The organism is Adlercreutzia sp. St.1H8 (assembly GCF_059728655.1).
The window spans coordinates 1,604,025-1,619,638 of the sequence record NZ_AP039376.1 but is presented as its reverse complement, the minus strand read 5'-3'; the positions used below and the strand labels follow the sequence as shown (position 1 = coordinate 1,619,638).

The 15,614-nt window shown below is 56.2% G+C and carries 18 protein-coding genes; 7 read left to right on the top strand and 11 right to left on the bottom strand.

Annotated elements, in window-relative coordinates; translation table 11 throughout:
- Positions 1-709 precede the first annotated feature (709 nt).
- Together AC6I0Y_RS06230 and AC6I0Y_RS06225 are read right to left on the bottom strand one after the other, a co-directional pair.
- Entirely contained in the window at positions 710-1,378 is a 669-nt protein-coding gene (locus AC6I0Y_RS06230; RefSeq protein WP_497730182.1) for a Fic family protein, read from the bottom strand.
- The gene (locus tag AC6I0Y_RS06225) at positions 1,375-1,701 is read right to left on the bottom strand and encodes a hypothetical protein (RefSeq protein WP_497730180.1); all 327 of its coding nucleotides are present in this window, start codon (positions 1,699-1,701) and stop codon (positions 1,375-1,377) included. The genes AC6I0Y_RS06230 and AC6I0Y_RS06225 overlap by 4 nt, the downstream gene beginning before the upstream one ends.
- A gap of 398 nt (positions 1,702-2,099) precedes the next feature.
- Between AC6I0Y_RS06225 and AC6I0Y_RS06220 the strand changes: the two genes are divergently transcribed.
- Positions 2,100-2,957: an AraC family transcriptional regulator gene (locus tag AC6I0Y_RS06220; protein ID WP_497730178.1), complete on the top strand. Its 858-nt coding sequence runs from the start codon at positions 2,100-2,102 to the stop codon at positions 2,955-2,957.
- Positions 2,958-3,026: 69 nt separating this feature from the next.
- Entirely contained in the window at positions 3,027-3,662 is a 636-nt protein-coding gene (locus AC6I0Y_RS06215; RefSeq protein ID WP_497730176.1) for a GyrI-like domain-containing protein, read from the top strand.
- Between the two features lie 279 nt (positions 3,663-3,941).
- On the opposite strand, the gene AC6I0Y_RS06210 is transcribed toward AC6I0Y_RS06215, so the two are convergent.
- The gene (locus AC6I0Y_RS06210; RefSeq protein WP_497730174.1) at positions 3,942-4,685 is read right to left on the bottom strand and encodes a TetR family transcriptional regulator C-terminal domain-containing protein; all 744 of its coding nucleotides are present in this window, start codon (positions 4,683-4,685) and stop codon (positions 3,942-3,944) included.
- A gap of 115 nt (positions 4,686-4,800) precedes the next feature.
- Between AC6I0Y_RS06210 and AC6I0Y_RS06205 the strand changes: the two genes are divergently transcribed.
- From AC6I0Y_RS06205 to AC6I0Y_RS06190, 4 genes are all read left to right on the top strand, one after another.
- Complete coding sequence (locus AC6I0Y_RS06205) at positions 4,801-5,478, top strand: hypothetical protein (RefSeq protein WP_497730172.1); 678 nt, start codon at positions 4,801-4,803, stop codon at positions 5,476-5,478.
- A gap of 461 nt (positions 5,479-5,939) precedes the next feature.
- Positions 5,940-6,110: a GyrI-like domain-containing protein gene (locus AC6I0Y_RS06200; RefSeq protein WP_497730170.1), complete on the top strand. Its 171-nt coding sequence runs from the start codon at positions 5,940-5,942 to the stop codon at positions 6,108-6,110.
- A gap of 65 nt (positions 6,111-6,175) precedes the next feature.
- Complete coding sequence (locus AC6I0Y_RS06195) at positions 6,176-6,544, top strand: site-specific integrase (protein ID WP_497730169.1); 369 nt, start codon at positions 6,176-6,178, stop codon at positions 6,542-6,544.
- A gap of 179 nt (positions 6,545-6,723) precedes the next feature.
- A complete protein-coding gene (locus AC6I0Y_RS06190; RefSeq protein ID WP_497730168.1) occupies positions 6,724-7,143 on the top strand; it encodes a YjdF family protein in 420 nt (139 codons plus the stop codon).
- A gap of 1,412 nt (positions 7,144-8,555) precedes the next feature.
- Here AC6I0Y_RS06190 and AC6I0Y_RS06185 read toward each other — a convergent pair.
- The 8 genes from AC6I0Y_RS06185 to AC6I0Y_RS06150 form a co-directional block, all read right to left on the bottom strand.
- Positions 8,556-8,771, bottom strand: coding sequence for a hypothetical protein (locus AC6I0Y_RS06185; protein ID WP_497730167.1), 216 nt, complete (start codon positions 8,769-8,771; stop codon positions 8,556-8,558).
- A gap of 146 nt (positions 8,772-8,917) precedes the next feature.
- On the bottom strand, positions 8,918-10,006 hold the full coding sequence (locus AC6I0Y_RS06180) for a site-specific integrase (protein WP_497730165.1): 1,089 nt from the start codon (positions 10,004-10,006) through the stop codon (positions 8,918-8,920).
- Between the two features lie 111 nt (positions 10,007-10,117).
- Positions 10,118-11,599, bottom strand: coding sequence for a serine/threonine protein kinase (locus tag AC6I0Y_RS06175; protein ID WP_497730163.1), 1,482 nt, complete (start codon positions 11,597-11,599; stop codon positions 10,118-10,120).
- 88 nt (positions 11,600-11,687) lie between these two features.
- Positions 11,688-11,969, bottom strand: coding sequence for an addiction module antidote protein (locus AC6I0Y_RS06170; RefSeq protein WP_497730162.1), 282 nt, complete (start codon positions 11,967-11,969; stop codon positions 11,688-11,690).
- A 9-nt stretch (positions 11,970-11,978) separates the two neighbouring features.
- A complete protein-coding gene (locus AC6I0Y_RS06165) occupies positions 11,979-12,278 on the bottom strand; it encodes a type II toxin-antitoxin system RelE/ParE family toxin (RefSeq protein WP_497730160.1) in 300 nt (99 codons plus the stop codon).
- Between the two features lie 111 nt (positions 12,279-12,389).
- Positions 12,390-12,875, bottom strand: coding sequence for a hypothetical protein (locus tag AC6I0Y_RS06160; RefSeq protein WP_497730159.1), 486 nt, complete (start codon positions 12,873-12,875; stop codon positions 12,390-12,392).
- A gap of 661 nt (positions 12,876-13,536) precedes the next feature.
- Entirely contained in the window at positions 13,537-14,226 is a 690-nt protein-coding gene (locus AC6I0Y_RS06155; RefSeq protein WP_497730158.1) for a 4Fe-4S binding protein, read from the bottom strand.
- 36 nt (positions 14,227-14,262) lie between these two features.
- Positions 14,263-14,601 (bottom strand): winged helix-turn-helix transcriptional regulator, encoded by a 339-nt coding sequence (locus AC6I0Y_RS06150; RefSeq protein WP_497730157.1) that lies wholly within the window; start codon positions 14,599-14,601, stop codon positions 14,263-14,265.
- Between the two features lie 172 nt (positions 14,602-14,773).
- Here AC6I0Y_RS06150 and AC6I0Y_RS06145 point away from each other — a divergent pair, with 172 nt between their 5' ends.
- Positions 14,774-15,550 carry a nuclear transport factor 2 family protein gene (locus AC6I0Y_RS06145; RefSeq protein WP_497730156.1) on the top strand — a complete coding sequence of 259 codons (777 nt, stop codon included), beginning with the start codon at positions 14,774-14,776 and terminating at the stop codon, positions 15,548-15,550.
- Positions 15,551-15,614 lie beyond the last annotated feature (64 nt).

Sequence of the window (15,614 nt, the reverse complement as noted above, 5' to 3'; positions counted from 1 at the left end):
TTCTGTTGCGTTTCCCTGGGTGCGAGCGGAAAAGACGATATGAGCAGAACATGGTGAGCCCCTGCTTCACACCGTCTTCTTATCTGACCGTGGGGAACATAGGGGACAGTTCTGTGTGTTGCCGTCGCTCTTTTAGCGGCGTCCTCAATTCTCTATTGCTGAGAAGAGAGAATTGAGGACGCTTTGCGATAGAGAAATCTCGCTGCTCCTTCCGCGCAAGTGGAATTAACAGCATCGATGACGGCAATAGCTTCATCGGCAGCAGTCTCATCCAGGACGCCATTGGGAATGGCCTGAAAATACGGTAATTGCCTTGCCCTTGTTGTCGCGGGCAACCGCAGCTGCCTTGCTCGCAGCTTCGCTAACAGCATCGCCAGGTGAGACGCCTGCCTCTTCAAGGCGCGCAACGATCTCGCCTGCTTGATTGCGTATGACGCCGCCAGAACGAATGAGCTCTCCAGTTGCCAGACCAAGGTCAAACTCAGGAGCTGCCAAGAGGGTAACTTGCTGAAGAGGCGAGATGGCCACCTGCAAAAGTCAAAAACTACAGCTCAGATTACGCAGGCATGATTTCGGCTCGTGACGCCAGCATGCCCTTGCGTTGTTGATGATGTGAGGAATGGGAGGGTGCTCCGATGTGGAACACATAGAACTGTCCCCTGTGTGAGTCTCGCAGTCCCCGCTGTCGGTATGACGCGAGGGTGCGCCGCTAAGCGTTGGCTTTCCCAATCGCGGGCTTTTCGATGCACCTCTCGCGCAGGAACGAAATGAGCTCATCGGGGACATTGCTCTCGTAGAACGCCACCAGTAGTCCGAAGAACTCGTTTTGGGCGTCAATGGGCACGGCTAGAATGCCCTCGCCAGAATGGACGAGGATGTCGTTGGCGACAAGCTGCGCCGTCCGCTTGTTGCCGTCGCGGAACAGCTGCGAGCGACACGTCCACGCGAATGCCAGCAAAGCGCGCATGACGGGTTCTTCCACGCAGCGAATTCGCGCGAATTCGCTGCGGGCTTGATTCTCGTCGGGGACGGCCGGCACGAAATCGGTGCCTCCAATGCGAACAAGTCCATCGCGCAGTTCGCCCGCATAGCGAACCACTCCGCCTTGGCCAATAAGCAGGTTGAGCCGCAGGAGCGTATCGAAGTCCATGGCGTGGGGCTCATCGAGGACGTAGCGCCATGCTTGCTTCAGGTTGTTGAGGGCGAGGTTCTGCTCAAGGCTCAGGTCGGCCACCACACGGCCTTCGAGCACATCAGCGGTTTGGGGATACGTGACGGCGATGCCCTCAAGGCGCGCCTCTTTCCAAATGCTGTCCACCAAGTTTCGCTTGGCAAGGAAGATATTGTCCTCGAGGGAGAGCCTTCCGTTCGCGGTCATCGGACATCGACCCCTTCTGCCTCAAGGAATTGGCGCAGAGCGGCTTCGTACACATCGTTCTTTTTAAGCCGACGCCCTTGCTTCCGCGCGTGGTAGATGTAGTCGTCTACGGCATCAATAAGGTCTTCGTCTATGGTCAGTCCGACTTTCGCCTTATGGGAGGGGGCTTTGGGATATTTCGCGCTGGGCGCAGAAGAGGGCTTGCCTGCAGGTGCCGGCGCCTCCCCGCTGGAGTCACTGGTACGGCAGACCTTCCGTTCCGAGAGGCGAGCGGGCGCTCCAAGGAAGTCCTCGAACGATGCTGGCTTGATGGCGTTAGACATAATAATCTCTTTCAAAGGAAGATTTCTAGAAATCCAGCATTCTATTTTTCTTCCCTCTATATTATTTGTCAAGGGTTGAGATGCCTGCTGCGGCACATGACCCACTTGCCCTCCCCACGCATGCCAGGAAAAAACAAATAGCACGGGGGACAGTTCTGTGTGTTGAAGAGTCAACACACAGAACTGTCCCCCGTGCTACTGATCAGGCTTACTCGTTGGCTTCTGGCTACGCTCATTTCCCCCCTGTCCGAACGGATTAGATTCCCTTAAGTATACTTATTGCGCAAGGATAGGTCCTTTGGGGCGCGATTCACGGTCGCACCCAGCCAATACTCGCACGGGATATGAGAGGACGCGCCTTCTCCTGCCCGGTAACCTGGATGCGAAAGGAGGCGTGGATGAGCCAGCTTGAGAACTTGAACCGAGCCATGGGCTACGTCGAGGAGCACCTGGACGGGACGCTTGACCTGAAGGAGCTCTCCCGCATCGCCGGATGCTCCCAGTACCAGCTCCAGCGGATGTTCCCCTACCTAGCGGGTGTGACGCTTTCGGAGTACGTCAGGCGCCGGGCGATGACGAGCGCCGCATACGACCTCGCGTCAACCGATGCGAGGGTGATAGACGTGGCCCTGAGGTACGGGTACGACTCTCCGACGTCGTTCAGCAGGGCGTTTCGGAGCGTGCACGGCGCATCGCCGAGTGAGGCGCGCCTGCCCGGCACCACGCTCAAGCTCCACCCACGCCTCGCGTTCACGCTATCCGTGAAGGGAGAAGAGGCAATGGACTACAAGATCATCGAGCAGCCGTCTTTCCGCGTGGTCGGGATACCGTCCGACAACGGGACATGGGACGTCGAGGGCGCCGGGGCGAAGGCCACCGAGTATTGGGCGAAGATCGGGCCGGACGTCCACAAGGTGCTGGATCTGATGGACGGCAGCGAGCCTGCGGGCCTGCTGGGCGTCCAGTTCTGCGACGACGGCGAGTTCGACTGCTACATGGCCTGCGTGGCCACAGGCCAGCCGTGCCCCGAGGGCATGGGGGAGCGCGTCGTCGAGGCGGCCACCTACGCGGTCTTCGAGTGCGTCGGGCCGATGCCCGATGCCATGAACGAGCTGTGGCATCGCATTCTCGCCGAGTGGCTGCCGGCCTCTGGGTACCAGTGGGCCTCGGGCACTGACGTCGAGAGGTACTTCACGCCGGCCATGACCGCGCCGGACAGCAGGAGCGAGGTCTGGCTTCCCGTGGTCAAGGCCTAAGGCCCGGCCGCGTTCGCCGACGGCGAGCCGATAACCAGAGCAACCATCACGTAAGGAGCGAGGAGCCCCATGCCGTTCGACTACAAGAGAGAGTACAAGGACATCTACCAGCCGTCGAAGAAGCCGGCTCTCATAGAGGTGCCGCCGATCAACTATGTGGCGGTGCGCGGCAAAGGGGATCCGAACGAGGAAGACGGCGAATACCAGCGCGCCCTCCAGACGCTCTACGGCATCTCCTTCACCATCAAGATGTCGCCCAAGTCGGGCTACGACATCGAGGGGTATACGCCCTACGTCGTTCCGCCGCTCGAGGGCTTCTGGACTTTTCCGGAGCCCATCGATCGGCTGGATCCGAAGCGCAAGGCCGAACTCGAGTGGATGAGCTGCATCAGGCTGCCCGAGTTCGTGACGCCCGGGGTGTTCGACTGGGCGGTGCAGGAGGCCACGCGCAAGAAGAAGGCCGACTTCTCGAAGGTGGAGATGGTCACGGTGAACGAGGGGCTCTGCGTGCAGTGCATGCACGGCGGATCCTACGACGACGAGCCCGCGACGATCGACGCGCTGAGAAGCTATGCCGAGTCGGAGGGCCTGCGATTCGATCAGGGCGAGGAGCGCCTCCACCACGAGATCTATCTCTCAGACCCGCGGCGCGTTGCCCCCGAGCGCCTGAAAACGGTCATCCGCATTCCCGTGAAGCCCGCGTAGGGCAGACGTGCCGGGAGCCGCATATCTGGCCAGAAGTGAAGGCCTGCTGAGACAAGTCGGCAGGCCTTGCTACGTTGGTGCTGCCGCAGGTGGCAGATACGGTGCTGGGTCATTGTTGCGATTCCATCGTACAGCTGGGCGATCTGTGCCCGACGCCCCGTATCGAAGCTTCATTCGCTCCCAATCGTCGGTACTAGCACAAACATACACATGAACCGAGCTAGTGTGCCTGCCCAGGGCGAGCGGTGGTCGAGGGCGGCTCGGTCGCGCGGAAGCGAGCTAGGCGAGCGCCGTGACGAAAGAGCGGATGAGGGCGGCGGCCTGGTGGCGGTGGGCGGCGGCGGGATTCATGAGGAGATGGAGGGTGAGGCCGTCGAGCAGCGCGTGGAGGTGAGCAGCGAGGGCGGCGGGATCGCTTGCGCGCGAGGCCGGGGTGGATTTCGCGGAGCGGGTGTCGCTGGCCGCCGGATCGTCGTCGGATGCGCCGCTGAGGAGCGAATTAACGCAGCACCGACAGAAGGTCGCCAGGAGCGTATCCATCTTGCGGGCGTAGGGAGTCAGGTCGGGATCCGTGAGGGCGGCGGTGGAGAAGGCGGCCCACACGCGGGCCTCAGTTTCCCGTTCTTCATCGAGGGGCAACAGCTGCAATAGCATCGTGGTGACGATCTTGTTCAGTGCGGCGTGAGCTTCGGCGGCAGGGGTGACCTCAAGATGCTCGCGGCCGAAGGCGGGCGCGGGGGCGTTGTTGCTGGCTGTGGCGTTTTCGGCGCAGGGCACGGGGCGCGGGTCAGCCGTTCCCATTTCGGTCAGGCGCTCGGTAACGCGCTCTACGATCAGCTCCATGGCGAATTGCTGCAAGGCGGCCTGGCTAGGAAAGGAGTGCTGGATGGCTCCGGTGGACAGCCCGCATTCCGCTGCTACGGCGCGCACGGTGGCGCCATCGAGGCCCTCGCGGCTGGTAATGGCCCACACGGCTTCGGCAATGGTTTCGCGGCGAGCGCGCTCGTCGATGATCTTGGGCATAGTGGCGTCCTTAGATGCGGTGGCGAAAATTCGCCAACTTCGATAAATGGCCTTTCATCTTAATACAAATGTAATATAATACAAACGTATTATAACCTGCGAGCAGGAGGCACTCGTGGAATTATCGGCGCGCAGCTATGGGCAGAAGGACAGCAAGGAAGGGGCCGTCGCGCGTTCTTTTCGCCGCTCGAACGACGATGGCCCTGCATACTCCGCGAAAGAGGAGGCTGATCGTCTGCGTCCCACGAAGGCGACCGATGTGTTCTGGCGCGGCCTGTTCGGCGCGGGCTACGGCGGCTCGCTCTATGTGACGGAAGTGGACTTCTTCGACTTTGATGAGAAGGTGCGGTTGTATTGTGACGGCTGTCTGATGGGGGAGCAGAGGTCACCTGCCCGTTTCGTGCTGGATGACGGTGCCGTCATCGAGGCTGCCATGGCGCTGTACGGCATGAAGCGTGCTCACCTGGTGGATAGTGGGCGTGCCCGTGCGCTGCTGCCACTGCCCGGCACGGCCGAGGCGCTGCGCCTCGCCTTCGACCGCGATCATCCCGTGGTCAGCCGCGTCATCGCCGCGGTGTCCTGGGCGGTGTTGGCGGTGGCTCTAGTCACGCAGATTCCCAACCTGCTGAACAGTCTGGTGAATGGGGCTGCCTGGCTGGGATTTCCCGTGGGGTTCTCGGCGCCCGTGCTCGCGTTGCCGGAATGGCTGAATACGCTGCTGAGTGTGCTGGGCATCGTGGCCGGGTTGGACCGCGGGCTGCGCATGGTGCACAATCCGCTGCTTGACGACTAGCTGAGTCGGGCGATTTCTGCTTCGATGAGGCGGTTCGCAATGCCGAAGGCCCGAATGTGGCGTTGGCCGAGGGTCTTTTGTGACGCGAGCTGCATCCTTTGCCGTGTGCGCGTTCGGCGTGCATCCGTTGATTTCGACACCGTGAAAGTCAACAGCTGGTCGCTTGCGTCAACCGAGGATGCTTCCCACAGTATAAGGTGTCATGGGATGCGGTTGGCAAAAGGGGCCAGCCGTTGCGGCGCACTTTCATCAAGGAAAAGAGGAATGCCATGGAGCAGCTTCAGTTTGCCGAGCGTCTCACGCACGAGCGCCGTCGCTGCGGTCTCACGCAGGATCAAGTGGCCGGCGGATGTTCCCCTACCTGGCAGGGGTGACGCTCTCGGAGTACGTCAGGCGCCGGGGCGAAGGCCACCGAGTACTGGGCGAAGGTCGGGCCGGACGTCCACAAGGTGCTGGACCTGATGGACGGCAGCGAGCCTGCGGGCCTGCTGGGCGTCCAGTTCTGCGACGACGGCGAGTTCGACTGCTACATGGCCTGCGTGGCCACAGGCCGGCCGTGCCCCGAGGGCATGGAAGAGCGCGTCATCGAGGCGGCCACCTACGCGGTCTTCTTCGCTTCTCGGATGCCATAGCCGACAAGCCGTATTCGCACATCACCTTCGAGATACTGCTCTGGTGCGGTCTTCGCGTTGGCGAGATGCTCGCGCTGACTCCTTCCGACATCGACTTCGAGGCTTCCCAGATCCACATCACGAAGTCCTTCGGGCGCGTTGGCGGCATGGATATCATAAACCCTCCGAAGACCCCGCAGTCCAACCGCGTGGTGACGATGCCGGCCTTCCTCGCCGATGAGATCGAGGAGTGCCTGAGGCTGCATGCGAAGGCGAGGCCCGACGCGAGGATATTCCCAACCATGACGAAGCATCTGCTCCATCACGAGATGATCCACGGCGCGAAGAAGCTCACGCAGGCTCTCAAGGCTTGGAGCCGCGCCCTGGAGGATGTGGAGTCCGGCAAGATGACCGAGGCGGAGTACGAGCTATGGAAGGCATCATTCAGAGCATAGTCTTTTGTGCGATAGCAGAAACTCGCCTGAGTATCTGCTCCGAGATATAATAATTAGATCAGAGATAAAAACACAGTCCCCGTCGGGTAGTCGTGGGCATGCGGAAGTCCCGCATCAGTAACCTGCCTCCTTGGTTGTCCCTTCTCTGCATGGTCTATCTACATAAAGGAGGAATCACCATGCAGATCAGCGTGTCGTCCACCCTGACCCTATATCACGATGGTCAGTTCTGGGTGGGCGTAGTTGAGCACGTAGAAGACGGAAGGTTGGGAGCCGCGCGCATCGTTTTCGGTGCTGAGCCCTCCGACGAGGTGGTCTTGCGGTTTGTAGTAAGCAAGTGGGAGAAGCTCTCTTTCTTTGGCGACGAGGAACCAAACCCCCTAAAGCTCGCGAAGAACCCCAAACGGCGTATGCGCGATGCGGCAAAGGCGCTCAAGAGACCGGCAATCGGCACCAAGGCCCAGAGGGCGCTCTCCGAGCAGCGCGAGGCCATGAAAGAGGCTTCCGCCCACACGCGGAAGCAGAAGCGCAAGGACGAGAAGCAGGCCAAGTTCGAGCGCAATCTGGAAAAGCGTAAGCAGAAGCGCCGGGGGCATTAGTGCATTATTCAGACTGGCTAGAGATTTACTCCGTATATAGGATGTCGACCGATACTGTGAATCCCGCTTCATTAAGTACAGCGCTGGCGAAGTCTCGAGTCTCTGCGTAAAGCAAGATCAGTATATATGGCAAGACAGACATAACCACCTGGTAGTATCGCCTGAAAAAAATCGAAACAATAGTATTGAGATACTTATAAGGTCCGATTTTCACCGGTAACAGAGGTGGCATCTCATCCCCCGATACTGCTAGCGACTAGTCAGAAGCCAAAATCTGCCACATCCGAAATCAGTATCGGCGGAATTTTTACTCCATTGTCTGAACTGGGAACTCTTCCATCGTGTGCCCCTCAAAAGCGGGTGAGTTCAAAACGATACTAACGCGCATCTTTGGCAGCGCATCGTTGTAAAGTGAAATGGTTCCGGGCGGCTTGCAAGCTCCGCACCCAGTTGATAGCGATTACTGGACGTGAACCTGAATGAAGGAAGCGCACGGACTTTGGATGAAATCACAGCATTTCTTGGCCTCTAACTGGGAAAAGAAAAGACCGACGAGCAATCTCGACGGTCTTGTAAAAGTGAGAGGATTCACTGTTGGCTATCAGATTTTGGTTGAGCCCATCAAATTTGACAACCTCTGTGAACTGGAATAAACTTCCCTTATACCTCGATATTAGAACAAATGTTTACTCCCACTCCGTACGAATATGTACGGTTCCAGTTCAAGAAAGTTGCTGTATTTCACACAGTTAGCGAAAACCACCCAAAACATGCCAATGGGAGACAAACGGGGGACAATTATCGAAACTCAACTGAAACTCAGGCATTTGAGTTTCGATATTTGTCCCCGAAGCGTTTCTAAGTGCTGCAACATATCGCCTTGTCCGCAAAACGAGACCAAACTACTAGCATCGATAGAGTGGGAGTAGTCGCGACTATCTAGATCCTTGCCTCGATTAGGGTTCTGAACTGGGGATACTATTCGATTGCCGTCTTTCCTATCCGCTTGTTCCCGCTTTCTTTGGGACGGGTTCGGCATCATCGCATCATCACGTCGTCGCCACCGACACCACTGCCGCTCCGACGTGCGCCCTGAACTGGGATGGTTCCGCATTCGCATTACTATCCCATGCCTTCTGGATGGCTCCTAACGGCGTGGAACCCGTTCAGTTTGCGCCTTCACTTCGCTCTGATGACCTACCTTTTACTAGTTCAGGGGCGTGATGCCGTTTTGATGTCGAACCCGCCCTCTCCGAAACCTGCGCATCAACCGTTGATGGCCCATATGTTCGCATATCTTCGAGGAGCTTGCTCGTGGGAACAGCCGGGGCAGTTGGCTCGAGCGAGCCCTATCAACTGGGTGCGCTGGGTGCTCGAACTTGTGGAGGAAACTGCACAAATCGCGTGCAGGCTTAGCGCCTCGGAATACCCCTCATCGCCTCGTTGGCGTCTCTGACGGCAGACTCGGACGAGGGCGCGCCGTACTCCTCCGCCACGGCTCGGGCGATCCATACGAGATCCTCTCCCAGCATCCGCTTTTCCTGCCTTGCAAGGATGAGCTCGCGGTAGATCGCCTGCATCCATTGCGAGAGTGATTTCGCGATGCGCGAGCTCGGGATGACGGTCACGACTCTCGTCGAGAAGCCTGCGCTCTATGTAGTCCTGCTTGGTGAGGCCTGAGAGCGACACGAGTGCGTCGAGCCGTCTTGCCGCATCCTCTTCCATCCTGAATGCGACGATGCCGGAGCGAGTCCTCTTGCACGGGCGCTTCGCCCTACGCTTGCGGGACATGGCCCATCGCCTCATCGAGCTTCCCCGCGATCGCCCTCTCAGCGCCAGGCATCAAGTGGATATAACGGTGCGTCACCGTCTCCCCCGCATGTCCGAGGCGCGCGGCGATCGAGGGTACCGACATGCCCATCGCCACAAGCATGGAGGCGTGGCTGTGGCGCAGATCGTGGATCCGTATGCGCCTCACCTTTACCGCCTTAGTGCCCCTCGTCATTTCGTGGTGGAGGAGGTGCTTGGTCATGCTCGGGAATATCCTCGCGTTCGGATTCGATGTCGCGTGCATCATCAGGTACTCGTTGAGCTCCTCGGCGAGAAAAGCAGGCATGGTGACCGTCCTGTACGACTGAGGGGTCTTCGGGGGATTGAGGATGTTCTCGCCTCCAACCCTCGCGACCGACTTGCTCACCCTGATCTGCGATGCCTCGAAATCGATGTCGGCAGGCGTGAGTGCAAGCATCTCCCCTACGCGGAGCCCGCACCAGAACAGGATCTCAAAGGCCAGATGGGAATAGGGCTTGTCGGCGATCGCGTCGGAGAATCGCAGGTACTCCTCCTTGGTCCAGACGTCCGTCTCGTGCCTTTCCTTGGAACCGACCTTTCCGGCGATCTGGACGGGATTGCGCTCGAGCCCGTAGAAGCGGACGAGATGGTTCATGATCGCGGACAGCTGGCTGCAAAGCGTGTTCAGGTACGTTGCCGAGTACGGCTTACCCTTGGAGGTGCGGCACCCCAATAGGTGGTTCTCCCAATCGATGACTGCCTTGGCGTCGATGTCTCCTACGAGCGTGCCCTGGAAATTCGGTTTCAGAGCGCTCTCGATGTAGTAGCGCTTCTGCTCCAGTGTCGTCTCGCGCACTCTGGGCTCGGTGCCTTGGAGATAGAGGTCGCAAGCGAATCCGAATTCCATCGACGCGGCCTTCGACACTCGCTTCTTGAAGTCGTGTTCCCAGGCTTCCGCTTCGCGTCTCGTGCGAAGGCCCCGCTTTGACTTCCTTTGCGGTACGCCTCTCCAGTCCTTGTACCTGAAGTTCGCGAACCAAGTCCCGCGCTTCTCGTCTTTGTAAGCTGTCATGAACATCTCCTTTCTCTATTCCTCACGACAAAGAAAGGATGATGGAGCCATATCAAGAAGGATCAATAAAGTTTTCTAAGTTCCGTTATCGTTGTCTGCGAAAAGTTGTTGCTACAGTGTGGGCTTGATTGGTGAGGTGTTGAGGATATCTTCCAGCATCGGATCTATTCCATAGGCAAGAACTTCGTCAATGAGATGCTGCGCAGAGAATCGATTGACGTATCTCGCGGTATAAGCAAGGATGCAGCATGCGCGCTCTTTTACGTCAAAAGTCGCTTTGCTAAGAATTACTGCCTTTGCAATTTCTGAGAAAGGGTCATTGTCTTCCCATGTCTTGCAAACTTGTTCCATATTTTTGCCAATAGAATCAATAATATGCTCGGCATTAACCTCATTCGTTTCGGCAATTTTGATAACAGCGTCTTTGATCCCTGGAGTCGATAGAATCATCTTGCAAAGCTGTTCGCCTGTCTGATCTAGAATCCAATCGACCACTTCTGCGTCCAGGTCTCTCTTCTGAATTTTGTCGAGTATTGCATTCTCCCGACTCTCATCGTCCAAAAGAGCTACTTTTTTGTTTATAGCGCCTAGGAGTTCAGTAGCGTCTTGATATCGGTGGTTAGGATCGTGCGCGGTGGCTTTTTCGACAATAGATCTCAAGCGATGAGTGGATTGCGTGGGGTGCTCTGTAAGTATGTAATTGATTAGGCGACCGAGCGCAAACACGTCACTGCGCTTGTCTCCGTCTCGAAGGTATACAAGTTGTTCAGGTGAGCAGTAAAAAAGCTGCCCATAATTATTTGTGTCAGCAGTTTGATACGAAGATAGCGTATCCAAATTCTTGCCAAGTCCGAAATCAGCGATTTTCAAAGCCCCGTGCAATACAAAGATATTCGTTGGGCTTAGGTCTCTGTGAATATAGCCTCTGTTGTGGATGTCAGACATAGTTGCAACCACTTGTTTGATAATCGTAAGTTTGACTTGCTCAGATAGCGGCGTGGACATGAACTCAGATAAGGTTTTTTCTCCAGCTTCCATTGTGTAGGAGCAGGAACCTCCATTGTATTCGTATACCCGTAAGACGCCAGGAACGTCGCAAAGCCTTTTCATTATTTCGAATTCGCGTTTGAAGCGATGCCTATTCCGCTCGTCAAGCGCCATATCGGGTTTTAACTTCTTAAGAACTCTGCCTGTAGATATCTGTCTATAAGCCCGAGCAAAACCACCTTCGCCAATCAACACTAAATCAGAATCAATCTCAACAAGCCTAATATCGCCAGTGAGCCCAACTAGTTCTAAGCCATCTCCGCGAATTATCCGGTTAAATGTCTGCCTAGCGTTCTCAGCTTTTTCACGAGCCGGTATTTCGTCGCATTCCCATGAAGTCATCATATATTCAGGGCTTAGGATGGCAGAGAAGAATTCATTGATTCTTCCATTCGATAACATGTCTGTTATTTTCTCAGCGGCGTAACGCCATCTTGTAGGCGCATTTCCGTATTGATAGACGTCTTGGTATCCGAAGCGGTCATTAAAGAACGCTACAATTTGAGGACCAGTAATGTACGGGAATAGTTCTTTGTCGTCACCCACGACTATCTTAGAAATTAATTCCAAGGAGTGATTGCCAATTGATCCCATTTTTGTAATTACCTCTTACATAAGATATCTAAATCTCTTGTTATGCTGTAGCAATATCCAGCTTGAGTCCAAAGGCCTTCACAACCTTTTGTACGGTGTCGAATGACGGGTTTCCCGTAGGAGACAATGCCTTGTAAAGACCGTCGCGCGTGATACCGGTCTCCTTGGAGAGTTGGGTCATTCCCTTTGCTCGTGCGATATCGCCGAGGGCGGCGGCAACCACGGAGGTGTCGCCATCCTCGAGCGCGGCGTTCAGGTAGGCCGCCATGTCCTCTTCGGTCTCCAAGTATTCGGAGGCATCCCATTTCGTAGCCGTCTTCATGATCGTCCTCTATCCTTCGTATTCCGCATTGAGTCTTTTGGCCTTGTCGATGTCCTTCTGCTGCGAGGACTTGTCCCCGCCGATGAGCAGCAGGACAACCTCGCTTCCGCGCTGGGAATAGTACACGCGGTACCCGGGTCCGTAGTCGATGCGTAGCTCGTAGACTCCGTCACCGACGGGCTTCGTATCGCCGAAGTTCCCCGTGAGCGAAATCCTGCGGATTCGCACGTTGATGCGCGCTCTGGCATCGGCGTCTCGAAGCCGCTTCATCCATTTGGTGAATTCATCTGTCTGTAGAATCTCTAACATACACAGATTGTATACTATGATATACGCTTAGTCAATATCAATTTAGTTTTGCAGAAGAAACACCAGGTCAGCCCTACGTGGACAATTTGTCCACGTAGGGCCTGCTGATAGCTAGGAGTCTTTGCTCCAATTAAAGTTTGCATATATGCTGCAAGCGATCACAACTAGAGCGGCTATGACAATGAGGGGAAACATTAGCCAATAGATGCGAAGCATATAGATCAAAGCCATTCCTAGGGCCATGACGGAAATCATCAAGCACACGTTGTACGTAACACTCATGCTGTGGGCATACCAATCGTCCAATTCAGATGGTTGTACTTTAGACGGCTTGTTCCAATACCGCACGTCAACATTCGCCGCGACGAGCCTGCACAAAGCGACAACAGCGGCAAGGACGGCCCATACGATGAGCGTCAGCCATGGAGACCCGTAAACATCAACATCACCGTCAGCTCCCCACCACAGCGGCACCTCAGCGGGGGACGTGAAAATGGACGATAGCTGAAGCGCAAAGGCCAACCCGAGGAGAACATTGCAAACGCGCCCCCGACGCCTCAATGTGTTCGTGATGTAGCGGTCGTTGCTATGGTCCATGTCTTTTGATCCTCCGGGAGCTGTATTCGGCGTCTCCGACGTTTGCTTCTGATGCGAGAAGCCACTCGGGACATCAGGCTTCAATTATCTCATTCAGGCCAACAGGACTAGCAGCGGCTGGCTTGCCCGTAATTGCCCTCACGTTCTATGAACTCAATTTGAACTCACTTTGAACTCAGGGTTTCACATTTCTGCTGGTCAGCGATTTACTCCCAAGGGTTGTGTTTATTCCTGAACTATTCCCGTCGCGTAAATTTTCGAGGGTTCGAGACGATGTACTCGGAATCCTGAACTCAAAACATTCCCGGATATAATAAAATCCCAGTTCAGAGAACTAGGATTCACTTTTAAGATTTATTCCAGACATTAAGTCTTTTTCGCATTCTTTGAAGTGAGTTCAAAACGATACTGATATTAGAAAGCAAGATTTGGACGATGGAGCACGAGATGGAACCCACGGCGCCCATAAAACAAAAAAGACCGCATGATGCGATCGACTTGGAGTAATACAGAAATTGACAAATTCCCCGCTCAAACCATATAAGCCACCCGCGACTACTCATGCGGAGTAAACGCATTAGAAGCCAGCAGAGCGAATACAGGAAGGATTGCCCTCGTTGAACCGAACTAGACAATCCTACACGTTTGCTGGGTTTCCGTACTATTGGCTCACGATGGCGTCTGCCGGGCATGCTTCAACGCACAGTCCGCAACGGATACAGTGCGCCTGATCGATCACATAGGGCGAACCTACTTCAATACACTCTTCCGGACACGCTTTCTGACACGCGCCACACTCTATGCACCTATCTGTGATCAGGTAGGTTTTCGGCTTGCGACCGCCCTTGCCGATGGAGAACGACTTGCGGAAGATAGGCTTTTGACCAAGGTCGAAGTACTCTCCCTCACCGTCTGCTATATAGAACACTTCGCAGATGTATCGCTTGTCGCTCGGGTAGATTATCTCCATGCCGGGATTCAGCTCGAATAGCGCGTCCACTAGCACATGTTGCTCGTCGTCAGGTGGGCGCACGACGGTCCCGCGCAAACGACATGTGCGGTAGTCCGGAGTCTGCCCGACGATGGCCACGTACCCCTCGCGCATCACATCCGCATGAAACGCCTTTCCCCTAGGAGCCAGGAAGTAGAGCCGGTTGGGCGTGACGGCCATAACGTCGATGATGCGCACGCTCGGCAACCCATCTTCGTCAACTGTTGCAAATGATAGGTCGCGTATGGCGCGCAGGAAGCGCAGACACCATGCGGCGTCCACTTCTGCGTCGGACGGGATCGCCTGCAGGTCGAGCCCCTCGCATCCTTGCATGGTATCAAACAGTTCAGGACCAAGCATGGTAGCCTCTCTCTAAGCATTTATGACCGGGTCGTCCTAGTTCGCCTCGACGGATGCCTTGTAGCTCTCGCCCCAGGCCCACATGGCGTCGAGCACGGGCTTCAATGACTTTCCGTGGGGCGTCAGCGAGTACTCGACCCGTGGTGGCACCTCGGCATAAACCTCTCTATGCACGACGCCCGCCTCCTCCATGGCGCGAAGGTTCGAGGTGAGGACCTTCTGCGATATGCCGCCGATGGATCTCTGCAGCTCCTTGAAGCGCAGCGTGCCGTTCATGATCAGGTCGCGCAGAATGAGCACCTGCCACTTGCTCCCGATGAACAGCAGCGTCGTCTCCACGGGACAGGCCGGAAGCTTGTTGATTTCTCTAGTCACCTTTTCGTTACCTTTCAATCGGCTCTCGTTATACCCGCATAAAGCCAATGGTTACCTATAGGTACCTATAGCACTAAATTGTGCCTACTTACATTTACATACTGATGTTGGAACAGTAGTAGCGTCAACAAAATAGAAGCGCAATGACGCGAACAATAGAAAGGACGGTGTCATGTCTGACCAGAAGAAGAAAGCACTTGAGCTCATCGAGACCTTTGCCACCGGCGACACCGAGAAGGCCGCGAGCCTCCTCAACGAGAACTACATTCAACACAACCTGGCTTACGGCACTGGACGCGACGCATTCATCGGAAGCGTCGAATACCTCGCATCCGCTCCCGTGAAGACCACGGTTGATAACATCCGCGCATTCGAGGATGGGAACAAGGTGTTCCTGCAGACCGTCTACAACTTCGCAGGCGCGGGCGATCAGGTCGCCTTCGACATCTTCCGCTTCGATGACGACGGCAAGATCGTCGAGCATTGGGACAACCTGGCCGACGTGGCCGCCCCAAACCCTTCAGGCCACACCCAGATCGACGGACCCGTCGAGGCTTCTGACAAGGACAAGACTGAGGCAAACCGCAAGGTGGTCGAGGACTTCCTAGTGGACGTCATGCAGGGCAAGCATCCCAAGAAGACGCCCGAGTACTTCGACGGCGATGCCTATATCCAGCATAACACCGGCATCGCTGACGGTCTCTCCGGCCTCGGCGCAGCCCTTGAGGCTCTCGGCCAGCAGGGCATCGAGATGATCTACGACACCACGCACATGGCGCTTGCCGACGATAACATGGTGCTCGGCGTGAGCGAAGGTACCTTCGGAGGTGCGCCCACCAGCTACTACGATCTTTGGCGCGTCGAGGATGGCAAGATCGCAGAGCATTGGGACGTCATGGAGACCATCGCGGATCCCGATACCTGGGCGAACGAAAACGGCAAGTTCTAGTCGTACTACGCGGCCACGCCCAGAGCCACGGCGCTGAGCGTCGAGTGGAGGGGCGAGGACTGGT